Source organism: Maribellus sp. YY47, assembly GCF_023111095.1.
Lineage (GTDB): Bacteria > Bacteroidota > Bacteroidia > Bacteroidales > Prolixibacteraceae > Draconibacterium.
Window position 1 is genome coordinate 89,328 of the sequence record NZ_JALGYW010000019.1, and the last position, 14,927, is coordinate 104,254.

Annotated in this window: 13 protein-coding genes; 6 read left to right on the plus strand and 7 right to left on the minus strand. The window is 44.9% G+C overall.

The window, feature by feature from the left end:
• The first annotated feature begins 14 nt into the window (after window positions 1-14).
• The 4 genes from MR764_RS15555 to MR764_RS15570 all read left to right on the plus strand — a co-directional run bounded on the left by MR764_RS15555 (window position 15) and on the right by MR764_RS15570 (window position 4,801).
• Window positions 15-920, plus strand: coding sequence for a hypothetical protein (locus tag MR764_RS15555; RefSeq protein ID WP_247980363.1), 906 nt, complete (start codon window positions 15-17; stop codon window positions 918-920).
• 153 nt (window positions 921-1,073) lie between these two features.
• Window positions 1,074-1,934, plus strand: a complete 861-nt coding sequence (locus MR764_RS15560) for a DUF4382 domain-containing protein (protein ID WP_247980364.1) — start codon at window positions 1,074-1,076, stop codon at window positions 1,932-1,934.
• A gap of 570 nt (window positions 1,935-2,504) precedes the next feature.
• On the plus strand, window positions 2,505-3,128 hold the full coding sequence (locus MR764_RS15565; RefSeq protein WP_247980365.1) for a fasciclin domain-containing protein: 624 nt from the start codon (window positions 2,505-2,507) through the stop codon (window positions 3,126-3,128).
• Window positions 3,129-3,331: 203 nt separating this feature from the next.
• Window positions 3,332-4,801: a Gfo/Idh/MocA family oxidoreductase gene (locus MR764_RS15570; RefSeq protein ID WP_247980366.1), complete on the plus strand. Its 1,470-nt coding sequence runs from the start codon at window positions 3,332-3,334 to the stop codon at window positions 4,799-4,801.
• Window positions 4,802-4,869: 68 nt separating this feature from the next.
• On the opposite strand, the gene MR764_RS15575 is transcribed toward MR764_RS15570, so the two are convergent.
• The 4 genes from MR764_RS15575 to MR764_RS15590 are packed head-to-tail and all read right to left on the minus strand — an operon-like array spanning window position 4,870 to window position 8,803.
• Complete coding sequence (locus MR764_RS15575) at window positions 4,870-5,871, minus strand: GRP family sugar transporter (protein ID WP_247980367.1); 1,002 nt, start codon at window positions 5,869-5,871, stop codon at window positions 4,870-4,872.
• A 10-nt stretch (window positions 5,872-5,881) separates the two neighbouring features.
• On the minus strand, window positions 5,882-6,877 hold the full coding sequence (locus tag MR764_RS15580; protein ID WP_247980368.1) for a nucleoside hydrolase: 996 nt from the start codon (window positions 6,875-6,877) through the stop codon (window positions 5,882-5,884).
• Between the two features lie 25 nt (window positions 6,878-6,902).
• Window positions 6,903-7,811, minus strand: coding sequence for a ribokinase (rbsK, locus tag MR764_RS15585; protein ID WP_247980369.1), 909 nt, complete (start codon window positions 7,809-7,811; stop codon window positions 6,903-6,905).
• A 20-nt stretch (window positions 7,812-7,831) separates the two neighbouring features.
• Window positions 7,832-8,803, minus strand: coding sequence for a nucleoside hydrolase (locus tag MR764_RS15590; RefSeq protein WP_247980370.1), 972 nt, complete (start codon window positions 8,801-8,803; stop codon window positions 7,832-7,834).
• A 252-nt stretch (window positions 8,804-9,055) separates the two neighbouring features.
• On the opposite strand from MR764_RS15590, the gene MR764_RS15595 reads away from it, so the two are divergent.
• The gene (locus tag MR764_RS15595) at window positions 9,056-10,072 is read left to right on the plus strand and encodes a LacI family DNA-binding transcriptional regulator (protein WP_247980371.1); all 1,017 of its coding nucleotides are present in this window, start codon (window positions 9,056-9,058) and stop codon (window positions 10,070-10,072) included.
• A gap of 229 nt (window positions 10,073-10,301) precedes the next feature.
• Here MR764_RS15595 and trpS read toward each other — a convergent pair whose 3' ends face one another.
• Together trpS and ybaK are read right to left on the minus strand one after the other, a co-directional pair.
• On the minus strand, window positions 10,302-11,303 hold the full coding sequence (gene trpS, locus MR764_RS15600) for a tryptophan--tRNA ligase (protein WP_247980372.1): 1,002 nt from the start codon (window positions 11,301-11,303) through the stop codon (window positions 10,302-10,304).
• A 131-nt stretch (window positions 11,304-11,434) separates the two neighbouring features.
• Window positions 11,435-11,908 carry a Cys-tRNA(Pro) deacylase gene (ybaK, locus tag MR764_RS15605; protein ID WP_247980373.1) on the minus strand — a complete coding sequence of 158 codons (474 nt, stop codon included), beginning with the start codon at window positions 11,906-11,908 and terminating at the stop codon, window positions 11,435-11,437.
• A 390-nt stretch (window positions 11,909-12,298) separates the two neighbouring features.
• Here ybaK and MR764_RS15610 point away from each other — a divergent pair, with 390 nt between their 5' ends.
• Window positions 12,299-13,675, plus strand: coding sequence for a TrpB-like pyridoxal phosphate-dependent enzyme (locus MR764_RS15610; protein ID WP_247980374.1), 1,377 nt, complete (start codon window positions 12,299-12,301; stop codon window positions 13,673-13,675).
• 76 nt (window positions 13,676-13,751) lie between these two features.
• Here MR764_RS15610 and MR764_RS15615 read toward each other — a convergent pair whose 3' ends face one another.
• Complete coding sequence (locus MR764_RS15615; protein WP_247980375.1) at window positions 13,752-14,699, minus strand: lipoate--protein ligase; 948 nt, start codon at window positions 14,697-14,699, stop codon at window positions 13,752-13,754.
• Window positions 14,700-14,927: the final 228 nt, after the last annotated feature.

Sequence of the window (14,927 nt, forward strand, 5' to 3'; positions counted from 1 at the left end):
TAGGGATGAAAAAAATGAAAAAATCGCAGATAGCAAGTTTACTTCTTGTAGCAGTAATGTTGATTATTGCCATTTATACAGGAGTATCAGTTTATACAAAAAAGAACCAGGAAATAAACACGCTTCAAACCGAGAAGCAAAATATGAATTTGAACCTGCAGGAACGCGACTCGATGGTAAACGAGTTGATGAGCGCTTTTAATGAAATTGAAGACAACCTTAAATTCATCAAAGAGAAACGCCAGCAACTATCGCTCGAAACCAGCCAGGAAGGTGGACGCGATCAGAAAAAGGTGATCATCGACGACATCAAAATGATGAACGAAATGCTGGAAAAAAGCAGCGAACACATTGCTCAACTGGAAAAGAAACTTAAGAATTCGGGCATCGAACTGAGCTCTTTCAAAAAGAAAATTGCAGCATTAAACCAGAACATCGAAGACCAGAACAACGAGATTGTTTCGCTTCAGAGGCAACTGGAAGAAAAAGATATTATGCTGGCCGATTTGAGCGAGCAAATCAACGTAATGGAAGGTGAGCTGAACAAAAAAGCAGATACCTTACAACTGAAACAACAGGTTATCGAAGAGAAAATCAGCGACCTAAACAGAGCGCATGTTGCCTACGGAACTTTCAAAGAACTTAGAGACAAAGGAGTGCTTACCAAAGATGGCGGATTCCTTGGCATAGGAAAACATACTGCAATTCAGGAAAATTTCGCAGACGACTATTTCACCGAATTGAATATTCAGGACACGAAAACGATCCCGTTGTTCTCGCACAAAGCAAAAGTTATTTCAGAGCACCCCGATAGTTCTTACTCCTTCGTAGAAGAAGACGGAATGATTGCCTACCTGCAAATCGACAATCCTGAGGAATTCTGGAAGATATCTAAATACGCTGTAATTGAAGTAAAATAAAATAGGTTTGCATGAAGTTGGGGGAATACAACAGAGGTTGTATCCTTCAACTTCTCTTTTACAAACTTACTACAATAAACAGAGCCAAAAACAATGGCCAGAAAACAGAAGATCAAGAAATTTGTTAGAGATTATAACTAAAAAGTAAAACCCATGAAAAAAATTGGATTAGTACTAAGTACGCTTGTTTTAGGAATCATTTTAATGGTAGCTTGTAACGACGAAGTTACAACCAACATCCCGGAAGGAAAAGGGAAGGTAAACATCTACCTTACCGATGCGCCATTTCCAATCGACCTGGTTGCTAAAACATACGTAACGATCGACAAAGTTGAAATCAGGAAACAGGCAACAGATTCTGTTGAATCAGAATTTATTGTACTGATGGATGAACCCATGGAAATTGATTTGCTTACACTTTCAAACGGTGTTACCGAAATGCTGGCCTCTGTTGATTTGGAAGCCGGTGTTTATGATCAGATCAGAATGCATGTGACCGACTCAAAAGTGGTCCTCAATGACGAAACGGAATTCGAGCTGAAGATTCCGAGCGGATCTTCCAGCGGACTAAAAATTAAAATTGAGCCCGCCATGGAAATTGGCGATGGAGAAACTGCCGACGTACTGCTCGACTTCGATGTGAGCAAATCGTTTGTTGCCAAAGGAAACTGGAAGGGAGGAAACATCAACGGATTTAACTTTAAACCCGTGGTTCGTTGCGTAATGCTGGGCAAAGCCGGTCGGGTTGAAGGAACGGTTACTGACACTGCCAGTGTAGCCGTCGAAAATGCATCAGTAAAAATATGGATGCCGCTTGAAGGCATGGAAACCGATAGTTTGATCACTTCCTCGTTTAGCGATGAAGCCGGTAAATATAAAATCATCGGATTATTATCCGGAACCTATTACCTCACCACAGAAGCCGAAGGCTTTAAGCCCGACACTGTTTGGAATGTAGGTGTTACCGAAGGAAACTCAACGGTTGTAGATATTCAACTTACTCCAGTAGAATAAACGAGGTTCTATTACAAATGAATCATTATCAGGTTCTACCGAACAAATTGATGATGACTTGAGGTTTAACGTGCGGCAGTCCGTCTTATGGCGGGCTGCCTTTTTTTTCCCGAAAGTCTATCGAAAATCAATAGCAAAATAAGTTTCAATATTGTCTGACTCACCCTGATCCGCGAGTACTCGGGATCTTCCCTCTCCAGGCATAGAGAGGGAGCGAGGGAGAGTAAAAGTCATTACTTTCATATCTGTTGGTGATTCCTGAGAATCATAATTGTCTTATGCCCGTTCGAACAAAATACCTCCGAACACTTCTTGCCTTTCAATTTTCGGGATCACTCAAAAATTCATTCCCATTGCAAACTATCCTCCGATAGTAAACTTCAGTAGAAACGTTGTTTGTCTATTTTGACATTTTTAACTTATTTTAACATATAGCTTACAAACCCATCAAATACAGCACATACAAATATATGAATTACACTTTTGTTTATTCTTTTTCATTTTTACTTAAACATTTTATATGAATTTAAAGTTATTGATGTTGAAGTTAAATCATTAAAACATTGAAACATGAAAACACTTAATCTGAAAAAGAAATTAAACCTGAGAGTTTTAGCATTTGCAGGAATCTTTGCCCTGGCGTTCTTTACTATCAGCTGCGAAAAAGAAACCGACGATTTTGCTCCTGCCTCTTACGAAGAAGGTGATTTGAAAGCCGGGAAAGCCGTTAAGAAAGGAGATCTAAGCATTGCCGAAATTGCGCTGGCTGATGACGGTGAGTTTGACGAACTGGTATCTGCGCTTGTATTTGTAGACACTGAACTGGGAACCGGTTTGGTAAATATGTTTTTAAACGGAACCGACCAGTACACGGTATTTGCGCCAACCGATGCTGCATTTGAAGCTCTTTATGAAGTACTTGGTGTTGGCGGAATTACTGAGGTAGATCCGGAAACTGTACTAAACGTTTTGCTATATCATGTCACCGAAGGCCGCCGGGCAGCCAACAGCGTAGTACCGAAAAACGAGCCCAGAACCATTGAAACTTTGCTTGAAGGAGCCACTTTTATGGTTGATTCCGACGGAATGATCTGGGCAACAGGAAACCAGGCGAAGATCGTAAGCGCGAATATTTCGGCTTCCAACGGCATCATTCACGTCATCGACAGTGTCATCCTACCCATTACCTTGTAAGCAATTAAACAACTATATTTCTGAAAACAGTAAGGGGCATCCGAAATTCGGCTGCCCTTTTTTTATCTCACGACCGCTTTAGCCGTCCGCCTGCCGCACTGCAAATCTAATTTTTGTTAAAAGCGTTTCAAAAACCTAAAATCGTAGGCAGATGCCCATATTTTTCCTATTTTTCCGACACTTTTCAACGGCAAAACTTAGGAATGGTATCACGCAGAAAATTTATAGGAACGGCAGCAGCCGGATTTGCGGGGGTAACCCTCGTACCTTCAAACGTCATCGCAGGACTTGGACATAAACCACCCAGCGACAAACTGAATATCGCAGGGATCGGCGTGGGAGGAATGGGCTACACCAACCTCTTACACATGGAAACCGAAAACATTGTGGCCCTTTGCGACGTGGATTCGGAATATGCCGGCCGAAATGCATTCCGCCGCTGGTACAGTGCAAAAAAGTACACCGATTACCGCGTAATGCTCGAAGAGCAAAAAGACATTGATGCGGTGATGATTGCCACTCCCGATCATTCACATGCCCTTCCGGCCCTGATTGCCATGCGCCAGGGAATCCATGTGTACCTGCAAAAACCGTTGACGCATTCGGTATACGAATCGCGGATTATGACTGAAACGGCGCAGCGTTATGGTGTTGCCACACAAATGGGCAACCAGGGAAATTCGGCTGACGGCATCCGTCAGATTTGCGAATGGATCTGGGCAGGTACCATTGGCGAAGTCACCCACGTTGACACCTGGACTAACCGCCCCATATGGCCGCAGGGACTTAGCCGACCTGACAAAGGGAAACGTGTTCCCAAAGAGCTCGACTGGGATCTGTTTATTGGCCCGGCGCAATTCCGCGAATACAATCCGATTTACCATCCGTGGAACTGGCGTGGATGGTGGGATTTTGGCACCGGTGCCCTGGGCGACATGGGATGCCACATTCTGGATCCGGTTTTCAAAGCATTGAACCTGCAATACCCCGATACGGTAGAAGCCAGTTCAACGCCTTTTAACAACGATTCTGCTCCCAATTCAGAAGCCATTCATTATGCGTTTCCGCGAAGAGATAATTTGCCCAAAGTGGCTATGCCCGAAGTTACGGTTAGCTGGTACGACGGCGGCTTTATGCCGCAGCGCCCCGACGAATTAAAAGACGGCGAACAAATGGGCGACGATAGCGGCGGCTGTATTTTTTACGGCACCCGTGGCAAAATTATGTGTGGTACTTATGGTGCCAATCCAACGCTGTTACCCACTTCTGAAATGGCACATTTCGAACAACCCAAAATGTCGATCCGCAGAATTTCCAAAGCGATGGAAGGCGGCCACGAACAAGACTGGATACGAGCCTGCAAGGAAAACAAAGAGACACGCGTAGAAGCCTCCTCAAATTTTAACTATGCCGGACCGTTAAACGAAATGGTGGTAATGGGAGTTTTGGCCGTGCGTCTTCAAAGCCTGCAACGAAAACTGCAGTGGGACGGCCCAAATATGCGTTTCAGTAATATTTCGGACAGCGACAAACTGCGGATTTTATCGAAAAACGATTTTGAAGTGGTGAACGGAGATCCGCGTTTCAACAAAGAATATGTGACGCTTCCGGCAAAAGTAACCGCCGAAGAGTGGATCAGACATACCTACCGAAAAGGATGGGAACAGATTTAAGTTTTCAGACTTAAATCTGCTCCCTATCCAACCGGGATTAACATTGATAGATATTAGGTTGCTTGATTTTATGCTCCTGCATAAATGATGGAAACAATTCCTGCCGCGAACAGAATAAACATCAGGGCCAGCATGCCATTGGTTCCTTTGGGCGAATTTTTAAACTCGCGCCAAATGAAAACGCCCCACAAAGCGGCCACCAAAGTTGCTCCCTGTCCCAAGCCGTAAGAAATGGCAGCACCGGCTTTTCCGGCAGCAATCAGGTTAAACGAATTCCCGATTCCCCAGATCACTCCGCCAAGTACTCCCACCAGGTGTATCGGTAGTTTTCCTTTAAAATAAGCTTTGTAGTTGGTCGGTTCGCCACTGATTGGCCTTTTCAACAGAATTGTATTAAACAGAAAGTTGCTGATAAAAACACCCAGCGCAAAAATTACAAAAGCTGTGTAAGGCGTCATCATGCCTTGTGCGGGTGAAACAAAATTGTCGAGGTCCATCGATGCGGCTACAAAACGGTAAAAGAACGACATCAAAACACCCGCCAGAATCGATACCATAATTCCTTTGGTGCTTACCTTCTGACTGCCACTGGAAGCTTTCTTATACGCCAGCGCATTGATGATGATAGCAATAGTAATCAAGCCCACGCCAAGGAACAGAAATACCGGATCGCCTTTTTGAGAGCCCATGTAATTGATGATTACACCCAATACGAGTGCAAGCCCGATGCCCACCGGAAAAGCCACCGACATTCCCGCAATGGCAATCGCCGTAGAAAGCAAAATGTTGGCCGCATTAAAAATGATTCCGCCTAAAAATGCACTTCCGATATTGCCCATATCCGCTTGTTTCAGGTCGGCGATAAAACTACGGCCTGCCTCGCCGTTACTTCCCAGTGTAAAAGCCATAATCAGCGACAACAACAGGACACCAATTACATAATCCCAGTAATAGAGTTCATATCGCCAGGTTTTACCGGCCAGTTTTTGAGTATTTCCCCACGAGCCCCAGCAAAGCATCGTGATAAAGCAAAGAAATATCGCGAATGGATAACTTGTTACTATGTACATGATTTCGTTTTTATTGATTGTTTTTAATTGGTTGGTGCAGCATCAGTTCATCAAGAATATCAGCGATGTGCTGATAGGTGTATTTGTGTGTCAAAAAGAAATGCTGTGCATCTGCATCCGGATTCCAGGTATTCGATCCGTCTTCGGCCACTTCAAATTTTCCGGGGCCATTCACATAAAAAAAGTTCTCCGGATTGCGGATGGCACATAGCACAGCGGTTTGATCCCACGAACAGCGTTTCTCCATTTTCTGATCGGCATACGATTCAAAATTGTAGGCGTAAGCCCACGCAACAGGATTGGACACGTCGCCTGTTTCGGCCACCTTTTTCCCGGTTAAAATCTGCACTCCGATTTCAAATCCACTAAGAAGAATCGGTGTCGGCCAGTGTTGAAACGCATAAACCGAAGCGCTTGCATCTTTTATTACATTGAACTCAATTCCCTGCGGCAGCGCGCCGGCCATAGCCACCCATTGTTTTACCTTTTTCTGAACGAGTTCTTTCCCGGATAAGGGAGAAAATTCGTCCGGGCCTGATTTCAGCAAATCGTCCAGGTTGCTCGTGAATCCTACGGTAACAATCGTTACGCTTTTATTGGGCTGAGCTGCCAGCGCTTTGCGGTAAACTTCCACCGCTGCCGGATAATCGTCGTTTGTTTTAGGTTGATCGAGAAACTTCGCCACAATGGAATCGTTCCAGTGGTTGGGTGCCGAAAAATCGGGAGCACCGGGAGCCGCCACGCCAATCGGGATATCGGGTTTGCCAAAATATTGATTAAACACCTCGATAGTGGGCGCCACAGTTGGATAGCGATCGCTTGCCAGGCAGGCCAGAATTTCGCATTCCCCATTATCGGCCAAAACGTGCAGCACGGTAATGGCCCCCACATCATCAAAATCGGGGCCCATGTCGGTATCGAAAATGATTTTAACCGGATTTTTGGCCGGAGCCATCCATGCCGCAGCAAGGAGTAACACAAGAATTAAGTATCGGTTTCGTTTCATTGGTTTAAGTATTATAATTAAAATATTAGCTTTCAATTTCGTTTCTGAACGGTACCGAAGCCTGCGCTCCGTTTCGTGTTACCGAAACCGATGCAGCAACACAGGCCAGTCGAACGGCTTCCTGCATTTTCATTCCTTCAGAAAGAAAAACAGCCAAAGCCCCGTTGAAGGTATCGCCTGCCGCCGTGGTATCTACCGCTGTAACTTTTGGCGCTTCCACCATACCGGTATATTCAGTACTCAAAACAAAAGCACCGGCCGATCCCATGGTGACGATCACATTTTGCACCCCTTTGGCAACCAACGCTTTTGCTGCTTCGAGCGCCGAATCCCGATCATTAACTTCAATACCGGTTAACTGGCTGGCTTCGGTTTCATTTGGAGTGATCAGGTAAAGTCCTTTTAGCAAGGAGTCGGGCAAAGCCTGCGCCGGAGCCGGATTAAGTATTACCTTCTTCTGCAGGCCGACGGCCAAATCGGCGACATACGCAACGGTTTCCAGCGGAATTTCCAACTGCAAAAGCACCATGCCCGAGGCTTTCAAAATTTCGCCCAGTTCTGCAAGATCCTTTGGAACAAGCGTTCCGTTGGCGCCGGATGCTACAACAATGTTATTTTCTCCTTTGCCATCGACGGTGATTAAGGCCACGCCGCTTGGGCTGTTTTCATCTACCAAAATGTGCTTGGTATCAATGCCTTCTTCGGCCAGAAGTTGAACGGCCTGCTTTCCGAAAATGTCGTTTCCGGTTTTTCCGACAAAAACAACCTCGCCTCCCAAGCGCCGCGCTGCGACCGCCTGGTTAGCGCCTTTCCCTCCGGGATTCATCAAAAATTCCCCTCCAAGAATTGTCTCACCCGGCAGCGGAAAATGACTGGTTTTTACTACCATGTCGGTATTCGAACTGCCAACTACTAAAATTGTATTCGCTTTCATACTCGTCTTTTCTGAATGGATTACTGCGCTAACTTTTTGAATAGATCTCTGAAAATGGCATCGCGGTTCAGCGACTTTGCCATTCGTATAAAATGCCTTCCCCGATCGACACTATAGGTCACCTGATCGGTTAAAATCGGGCTATGCACCAAATCCGTGGGAATCCACGAAGGATTGATCAACCAGGCAACAGCGGTTACATCCCAAATCACTTTCGAATAAGCTTCTTGTCCTTTACTGTACTCCACAACAATGTTGTACAAATAATCGGAAAGCTCATTTTTCCCTTTCAGGTAATGAGCTAACTCCGGCAGCGTGCTATGAAAGTGCGAAACCACAGGCTGGCAGGGCATTACCACCAACGGAACGCCTGAATTGAAAACCTCCTGTGCGGCCAATACATCCTGCCTCAGGTTGAATTCTTTTTGGTTTGGCCAGTCCAGTCCGTGGCCGCCCAACCAAACAACAACGATGTTTTGAATAATTTTCGGTTCAATTAAAATGGCCGAAGCAATGTTGGTGATGCAGCCAATCGGAACAACATACAACGGATCTTCGGGTGAGCAGGCCATTGCTTTTTCAACCAAGTCGAGAGCTGCTTCACTTCGGATTGGCTGTGAAATATCTTCGAGGTATTTATCCGAGCCGCGAAAGGCGAAATCCTCAGGCGATTTTCCCATAAATTTTAGCAGACGCAATATTTCCTGGTAGCTTTTCTCCATGCCATCTCCCGGGCCTTCGGAACGTGAATTGTAAAAGGGCGCCGCATAAACGGCTTGCAGATCCAGTTTTTCTTTTGAGAGAAGGGCATAGGCCAGTGCAAACTGGTCGTCAATTTCGTTGTAGGTATCGGTGTCCAGCACCATTCTGATTTTTCCGTTTGGCGGCGTAAGTTGTTTCAAACGGAAACTCTCGTCAAGCTTTGGAAAATTCTGCCCGTTGGAAAACAAAAATGAAAATCCCAGAAGGATCAGAAAGGAAAATTCTTTCATCGTTATTCAAGTTTACAGTTGATTAATTTCGAACAAACATAAAGAACAAAAGCGAAATGCACAAACGTTTGTGCTTTGTTTAAGTGATCATTTTTTATAAAACTGCTTTTTTGTTATTTTTTTAGATTACTACATGTCCCGACAGTAAAATATTCCCTGAATATAAGTGCTTTGATTGTAATAAGACTGGGATTACGACTTTTTTCGATTGCATAAAATTACAGCTATCTTTGCATAAACGTTTGTACACTCATGACAAAGCATAGCATCAGCATAAAGGACATCGCCGAGGCCACCGGACTTTCCATAACTACCGTATCGCGGGTGTTAAGCGGGAAGGCCAAGCAATACCGGATTGGAAAACAATCGCAGGAAAAAGTGAGAGAAGCTGCCCAAAAGCTACACTATGTACCCAACCATTTTGCGGCGAACCTGAGAACCGGAAGGAGCGGAACCTTAGCGTTGATCATTCCTTCGCTGAATAATCCATTTTTTGCCGGAATTGCCAGCGAAATCAATACTGAACTTCGGAAATTCAATTACATCACCATCATCAGCGACAGCGACGAAAATGTGGAAACAGAAAAAATGGAACTTCTGCAATTGACAGCCAGAAATATTGAAGGATTGATCATTGTACCGTGCGGCGACCAGTGGCAACACATCAGGGAAATCCAGGACCAGGGGATCCCGGTTGTTTGCATCGACCGTTACTTTGAGGACCTGGACATTCCCTATGTCTCCACCGACAACTACGAAGGTGCCTACAAGGCCACCCGCCACCTGATTGAAAACGGACACTCGCGTATTACCTGTATCCAGGGCGTACAAACCTCAACGCCCAACCGACTGCGGGTAAATGGATTTACTGATGCCATGAAAGAAGCCGGATTCGATTCGGAGAACATTGCCGGTGATGATTTTACCTTTCAAAACGGCTACCTGGAAACCAAGCTTTTGCTTCAGCAAAAGGTACGACCCACCGCTATTTTTACGCTGAGTAACACCATTGCCATGGGTTGTGTGAAAGCGCTAAAAGAAGAACAGATTAATGTTCCGAATGAAATCTCGTTAATTACTTTCGACGATCATCCCTACCTCGATTATTTGTCCACGCCACTCTCGTGCATTGCACAGCCGGTAAGCGACATCAGCAAAATTGCCGTTAAGTTTCTGCTTTCAAAAATTCAAAACAAAGACATTAGCACCAGCCAGGTACTGCTTAAACCCAGCATGAAGCTGAGAGATTCCATCCGAAAAATCAACTAGTACGATCATAAAACAATCATGATTCTCAGGAATCAGCAACAGATATGAAAGTAATGATTTTTACTCTCCCTCGCTCCCTCTCTAGGACAGAGAGGGAAGATCCCGAGCACTCGCGGATCAGGGTGAGTCAAACAATATTGAAACTTATTTTGCTATTGATTTTCGATAGACTTTCACAAAAAAAGCCGGACTTTACAGCCCGGCTTGTATTTTTTTGAAATCGTTGTATCTAAAACAGCTTTTTAAAGCCAATCACACTTTTTACTTCCTGTAATGTTTTCTGAGCCGACTCACGTGCCTTCTCTGCACCCATTTTAGCCACTTTGGCCAGGTAAGCATCATCTTCCAGAATCTCGATAATCCGTTCGCGAATCGGAGCCGTGTATTTAACAATGTCTTCTGCCAACTGTTTTTTCAGATCGCCGTAGCGGATCTCGCATTTGTTGTACAGCTCGTCGAAATGAGCTACAGTATCGGGTGTTGAAACAATATCAAGCAGCGTAAACAGGTTTTGAATCACCTCCGGTTTTTCCTGGTTCATTTCTGTTGGGCCCGTGTCGGTAACCGCACGCATCACTTTTTTCCGGATCGACTTTGGATCTTCGAAAAGGTTAATCGCATTGCCTTCCGATTTTCCCATTTTACCACTGCCGTCAAGTCCGGGAACTTTAATCATGTCTTTCCCGTCGAAAGTAAACGGACGCGGAATCGGGAATACATCGGCCTTGTACATGCGGTTAAAACGCTTGGCAAATTTTCGCCCCATCTCCAGGTTTTGCTCCTGGTCTTTTCCAACCGGAACAAAATGAGCTTTGTGAATAATAATGTCAGCCGCCATCAAAACCGGGTAAGTCAACAACCCAGCGTTTACGTTGTCGGGATTCTGACGTGCTTTATCTTTAAACGACGTTGTTCGCTCCAGTTCGCCCAGATAAGCATTCATGTTCAACAGCGTGTACAATTCCGAAACTTCGGGCACATCGCTCTGAATAAAAATGGTGGCTTTCTCCGGATCGATTCCACAGGCCAGGTACTCGGCCAAAACCTGACGCACGCCTGCCTGCAGGTTTTCAGGTGTTGGATGCGTGGTTAACGAGTGAATATCAGCAATAAAAAAATAGCTGTTGAAATCATCCTGCATTCTGATAAAATTCTGTACCGCCCCAAAATAATTTCCGAGGTGTAAATAGCCCGTGGGTCTTATCCCGCTTACAACTGTCGGTTTCTCCATTCCAAATTTCTGATTAAAAGTAGCTGCAAAAATAGGTATTCAGCCCGAAAGTAAAAAGCTAAAAACGAATGGGGTTGAGTAAATTTAATACCGGTACATCCATTCGCACCGAAAAACCAGCTGCCTGAAAATCACAGATCAATTAAATCGCATACAACAGCGCCGGTAATCGAAATCAAATCAGTGGGATGAACCTGCAACTGCATTCCCCGCTTGCCGGCACTCACAAAAATAAAATCGAAATTCGTACAGGTTTCGTGAATATACATGGGGTACACTTTTTTCATGCCCAATGGAGAACAGGCGCCGCGAATGTACCCGGTCAGGCCGAGCAGCTCTTTCATTTGCACCATTTCGGCATTTTTATTCCCCGAAACTTTTGCAGCTTTCTTCAGATTCACCTCGGCATCTCCGGGAACAATACACACAAAAATTCCGCTTGCATTCCCTCTTAATACCAGTGTTTTAAAAACCTGCTCAACGTTTTGCCCCAGCGCTGCAGCCACGTGTACGGCGCTCAAATCTGCCTCATCCACATTATACTCCACTATACTATAGTTCACCTTGTGACTATCAAGCATACGCGCGGCGTTTGTTTTCTTCATGCTGAATTTATTTTGCTGTAAAATTGAAAATTATCCTGTACAATCCATGCAAATCATTCCAAACAAATGTCGCTAATCGGTTTTCCCGGACATTTGAGTGCTGCTTAAACAAAGCATCATGAAAAGAGAGCTCATTTTAAAATCTGAAATATTTTCTCAGAAAAAAATAATAATTAGCTTTACGCTTCATTCAAAAAGACAGAATGTACAAACAGCCTTTATACGGAAAAGAATGGAGCTGGCGCAACGTTAAAATGGAAGCGCGAGATAACAATATGAATTTGCGGTGAAAACCGGGAAAAGGGATTTGTTGTGCCATCAACAGATCCCTTTTTTTATTGGAAATTGAATAGAGTCAATACAAAAATTAAAAACAAAAAATAAACAATCATGACCAGACAAAAGAAGATCTATCTTGATGAATCGGAATTTCCCAAACAATGGTATAACCTGGCACCCGATCTGCCAACACCTTTAAATCCGCCGCTCGGACCGGACGGAAAACCACTGACGCCGGAGATGCTGGCTCCCGTTTTCCCGATGAACCTGGTTGAACAGGAAGTGAGCCAGCAACGCTGGATTGATATTCCTGAAGAAATCCGTCAAATATTGATGCAGTGGCGTCCAAGCCCACTGATTCGTGCATACGAACTGGAAAAGGCTTTGGGAACTCCTGCCAAGATTTACTACAAAAACGAAGGCGTTTCTCCGGCCGGAAGTCACAAACCCAACACTGCCGTGGCACAAGCCTGGTACAACAAGCAATTCGGCATCAAAAAACTGACTACCGAAACCGGTGCCGGACAATGGGGTTCTGCCCTGTCGTACGCCTGTGCCCAGATTGGAGGCATCGAGTGTAAAGTTTATATGGTGCGCGTAAGCTTCGATCAGAAACCATTCCGTAAAATGATGATGGAAACCTGGGGCGGAAACTGTGTTGCCAGTCCAAGTACAGAAACGAAGGCCGGCCGCGATATTTTGGCCCAGTTCCCCGATACTCCCGGAAGTTTGGGTATTGCCATTTCGGAAGCTGTTGAAGCTGCTGTTACCGACCCAAAAGGTGAAACCCGTTATTCGCTGGGTTCGGTGCTTAACCACGTCATGCTGCACCAAACTGTTATTGGTCTGGAAGCCAAGAAACAGCTGGCAAAAGTGGGTATCGACAAACCCGATATCGTGATCGGTTGCTGTGGTGGAGGAAGTAACTTCGCCGGAATTTCGTTCCCGTTTATGTACGATAAAATCAATGGAGCCGACATACAGATCATTGGAGCTGAACCTTTCAGCTGTCCGACGCTGACGAAAGCACCGTTTATTTACGATAATGGCGACGTGGCTCAAATGACTCCGCTGTTGGCAATGCACAGCCTGGGACACAATTTTGTTCCCGCTCCTATTCACGCCGGTGGTTTACGTTACCACGGAATGGCTCCGCTGGTAAGTGCAGCACTGCGCGACGGTTTAATGGATGCTATTGCCGTACACCAGAGCGAATGTTTCGAAGCTGGTTTGTTGTTTTCCAAAACCGAGGGTATTATTCCGGCACCCGAAACGACACATGCCATTGCTGCCACCATCCGCGAAGCTAAAAAAGCCAAAGAAGAAGGAAAAGAGAAAGTGATTCTGTTCAACTTCAGCGGACACGGTTTGATGGACCTTGTTGGGTACAACAAATACATGGCCGGCGCGCTGCACGATTATGAATACCCGGAATCGGATATTGCAGAAAACCTGAAAAAACTGGAAGGTTACCCGCTACCGAAATAGGAAGATTAGAATATTAGAATCTCGCGTAATAGAAGGGCGTGCTGCATCTGCTGCACGCTTTTCTTTTATGCGTGCATCAAAAAAAGGCATAGATTAACTGCTCGTCCTGCGTTGAAAGAACCGATGCAATGTCTTCATAGAAATGACGAACACCCACCAGTTTTTCAGAAAGGCGGGCTGCTTCCTCCGCCGGGAAAAAAGTACCGCCCAATTCGGCGACCTCGATGATTCCTTTCTTCACTTCCAGACGAATCTGCAGTTCCTTACCATCCTCTTCGAAACGGTTACTGAAAAAATACCGCGGCGAATAACCATAACGCCAGTCCCACGTTGTAAACTTCTGATCGACCAGTCCGCGAACTACCTCCTCGTCTTTTTCATTCAATGCATAAAAAGTATTCCCCTCTTTTTTAAGCTGAACATCCAGCAGAAAACCGATAAATTCCTGAATGGACATTGAATCTTTCAAAAAAGAAGAAATGTTGGCCACTTTGCTTCGGTTCGATTGAACAGCTTTGCTCTCGTATTTCCCGGCAACTACTTTTATCGACTGCCCCAGGTTTTCCAGGTCCGAATCAAAAAGCAGCGTTCCGTGGTGCAACACACGGTTTTTAAACACATGCTCTGCATTGCCCGAAATTTTCAGTCCTTCAATCAGCAAATCGTTTCGCCCCGAGGTTGTTGCTTCGATACCCAATAAAGCCAAGGCTTCCACCACCGGCTCTGTGAACTGCTTAAAACTGATCTCAGCAGGGCTTTTTACATTTTTGATAAAGGCAAAATTCACGTTACCCGCATCGTGAAAAACAGTACCACCACCGGAAATCCGCCGCGCAACCGTAACATTATTGGCACGCACAAACGGATAATTGATCTCGGCCATTGCGTTCTGGTGTTTTCCAAGAACAACGGTATCTTCACTCTGCCAGAGCATAAAAATATCGTCGTCGAAATTTTTTAACAGGTATTCCTCAGCTGCCAGACAAAAAAAAGGATCGGTATTTTTTAGATGAATGCAAATCATAAATTTCGATTTATGACTGCGATTTACAAATTGTAAATTACAAAATGCAATTTGTCAGCATAAAAAAACCGCCTGCCAATTGACAAGCGGTTCTTTTAGAATGTGTGTCTCGTCCTGAAATAGCGTTACACAAAAAGTAGCGTTATGAAAGAAATCAATCATTCACAGTACGTTAAGCGTACACAGAAGGACTATTCGATGTCCTTTAAATTGCAAGTTGTCACTGAG

What these genes read in the sequence shown, in the direction of transcription:
- MR764_RS15555 (WP_247980363.1), top strand. Translation starts at nt 15, where the DNA reads ATGAAAAAATCGCAGATAGCAAGTTTACTTCTTGTAGCAGTAATGTTG.
- MR764_RS15560 (WP_247980364.1), top strand. Translation starts at nt 1,074, where the DNA reads ATGAAAAAAATTGGATTAGTACTAAGTACGCTTGTTTTAGGAATCATT.
- MR764_RS15565 (WP_247980365.1), top strand. Translation starts at nt 2,505, where the DNA reads ATGAAAACACTTAATCTGAAAAAGAAATTAAACCTGAGAGTTTTAGCA.
- MR764_RS15570 (WP_247980366.1), top strand. Translation starts at nt 3,332, where the DNA reads ATGGTATCACGCAGAAAATTTATAGGAACGGCAGCAGCCGGATTTGCG.
- MR764_RS15575 (WP_247980367.1), bottom strand. Translation starts at nt 5,871, where the DNA reads ATGTACATAGTAACAAGTTATCCATTCGCGATATTTCTTTGCTTTATC.
- MR764_RS15580 (WP_247980368.1), bottom strand. Translation starts at nt 6,877, where the DNA reads ATGAAACGAAACCGATACTTAATTCTTGTGTTACTCCTTGCTGCGGCA.
- rbsK (WP_247980369.1), bottom strand. Translation starts at nt 7,811, where the DNA reads ATGAAAGCGAATACAATTTTAGTAGTTGGCAGTTCGAATACCGACATG.
- MR764_RS15590 (WP_247980370.1), bottom strand. Translation starts at nt 8,803, where the DNA reads ATGAAAGAATTTTCCTTTCTGATCCTTCTGGGATTTTCATTTTTGTTT.
- MR764_RS15595 (WP_247980371.1), top strand. Translation starts at nt 9,056, where the DNA reads ATGACAAAGCATAGCATCAGCATAAAGGACATCGCCGAGGCCACCGGA.
- trpS (WP_247980372.1), bottom strand. Translation starts at nt 11,303, where the DNA reads ATGGAGAAACCGACAGTTGTAAGCGGGATAAGACCCACGGGCTATTTA.
- ybaK (WP_247980373.1), bottom strand. Translation starts at nt 11,908, where the DNA reads ATGAAGAAAACAAACGCCGCGCGTATGCTTGATAGTCACAAGGTGAAC.
- MR764_RS15610 (WP_247980374.1), top strand. Translation starts at nt 12,299, where the DNA reads ATGACCAGACAAAAGAAGATCTATCTTGATGAATCGGAATTTCCCAAA.
- MR764_RS15615 (WP_247980375.1), bottom strand. Translation starts at nt 14,699, where the DNA reads ATGATTTGCATTCATCTAAAAAATACCGATCCTTTTTTTTGTCTGGCA.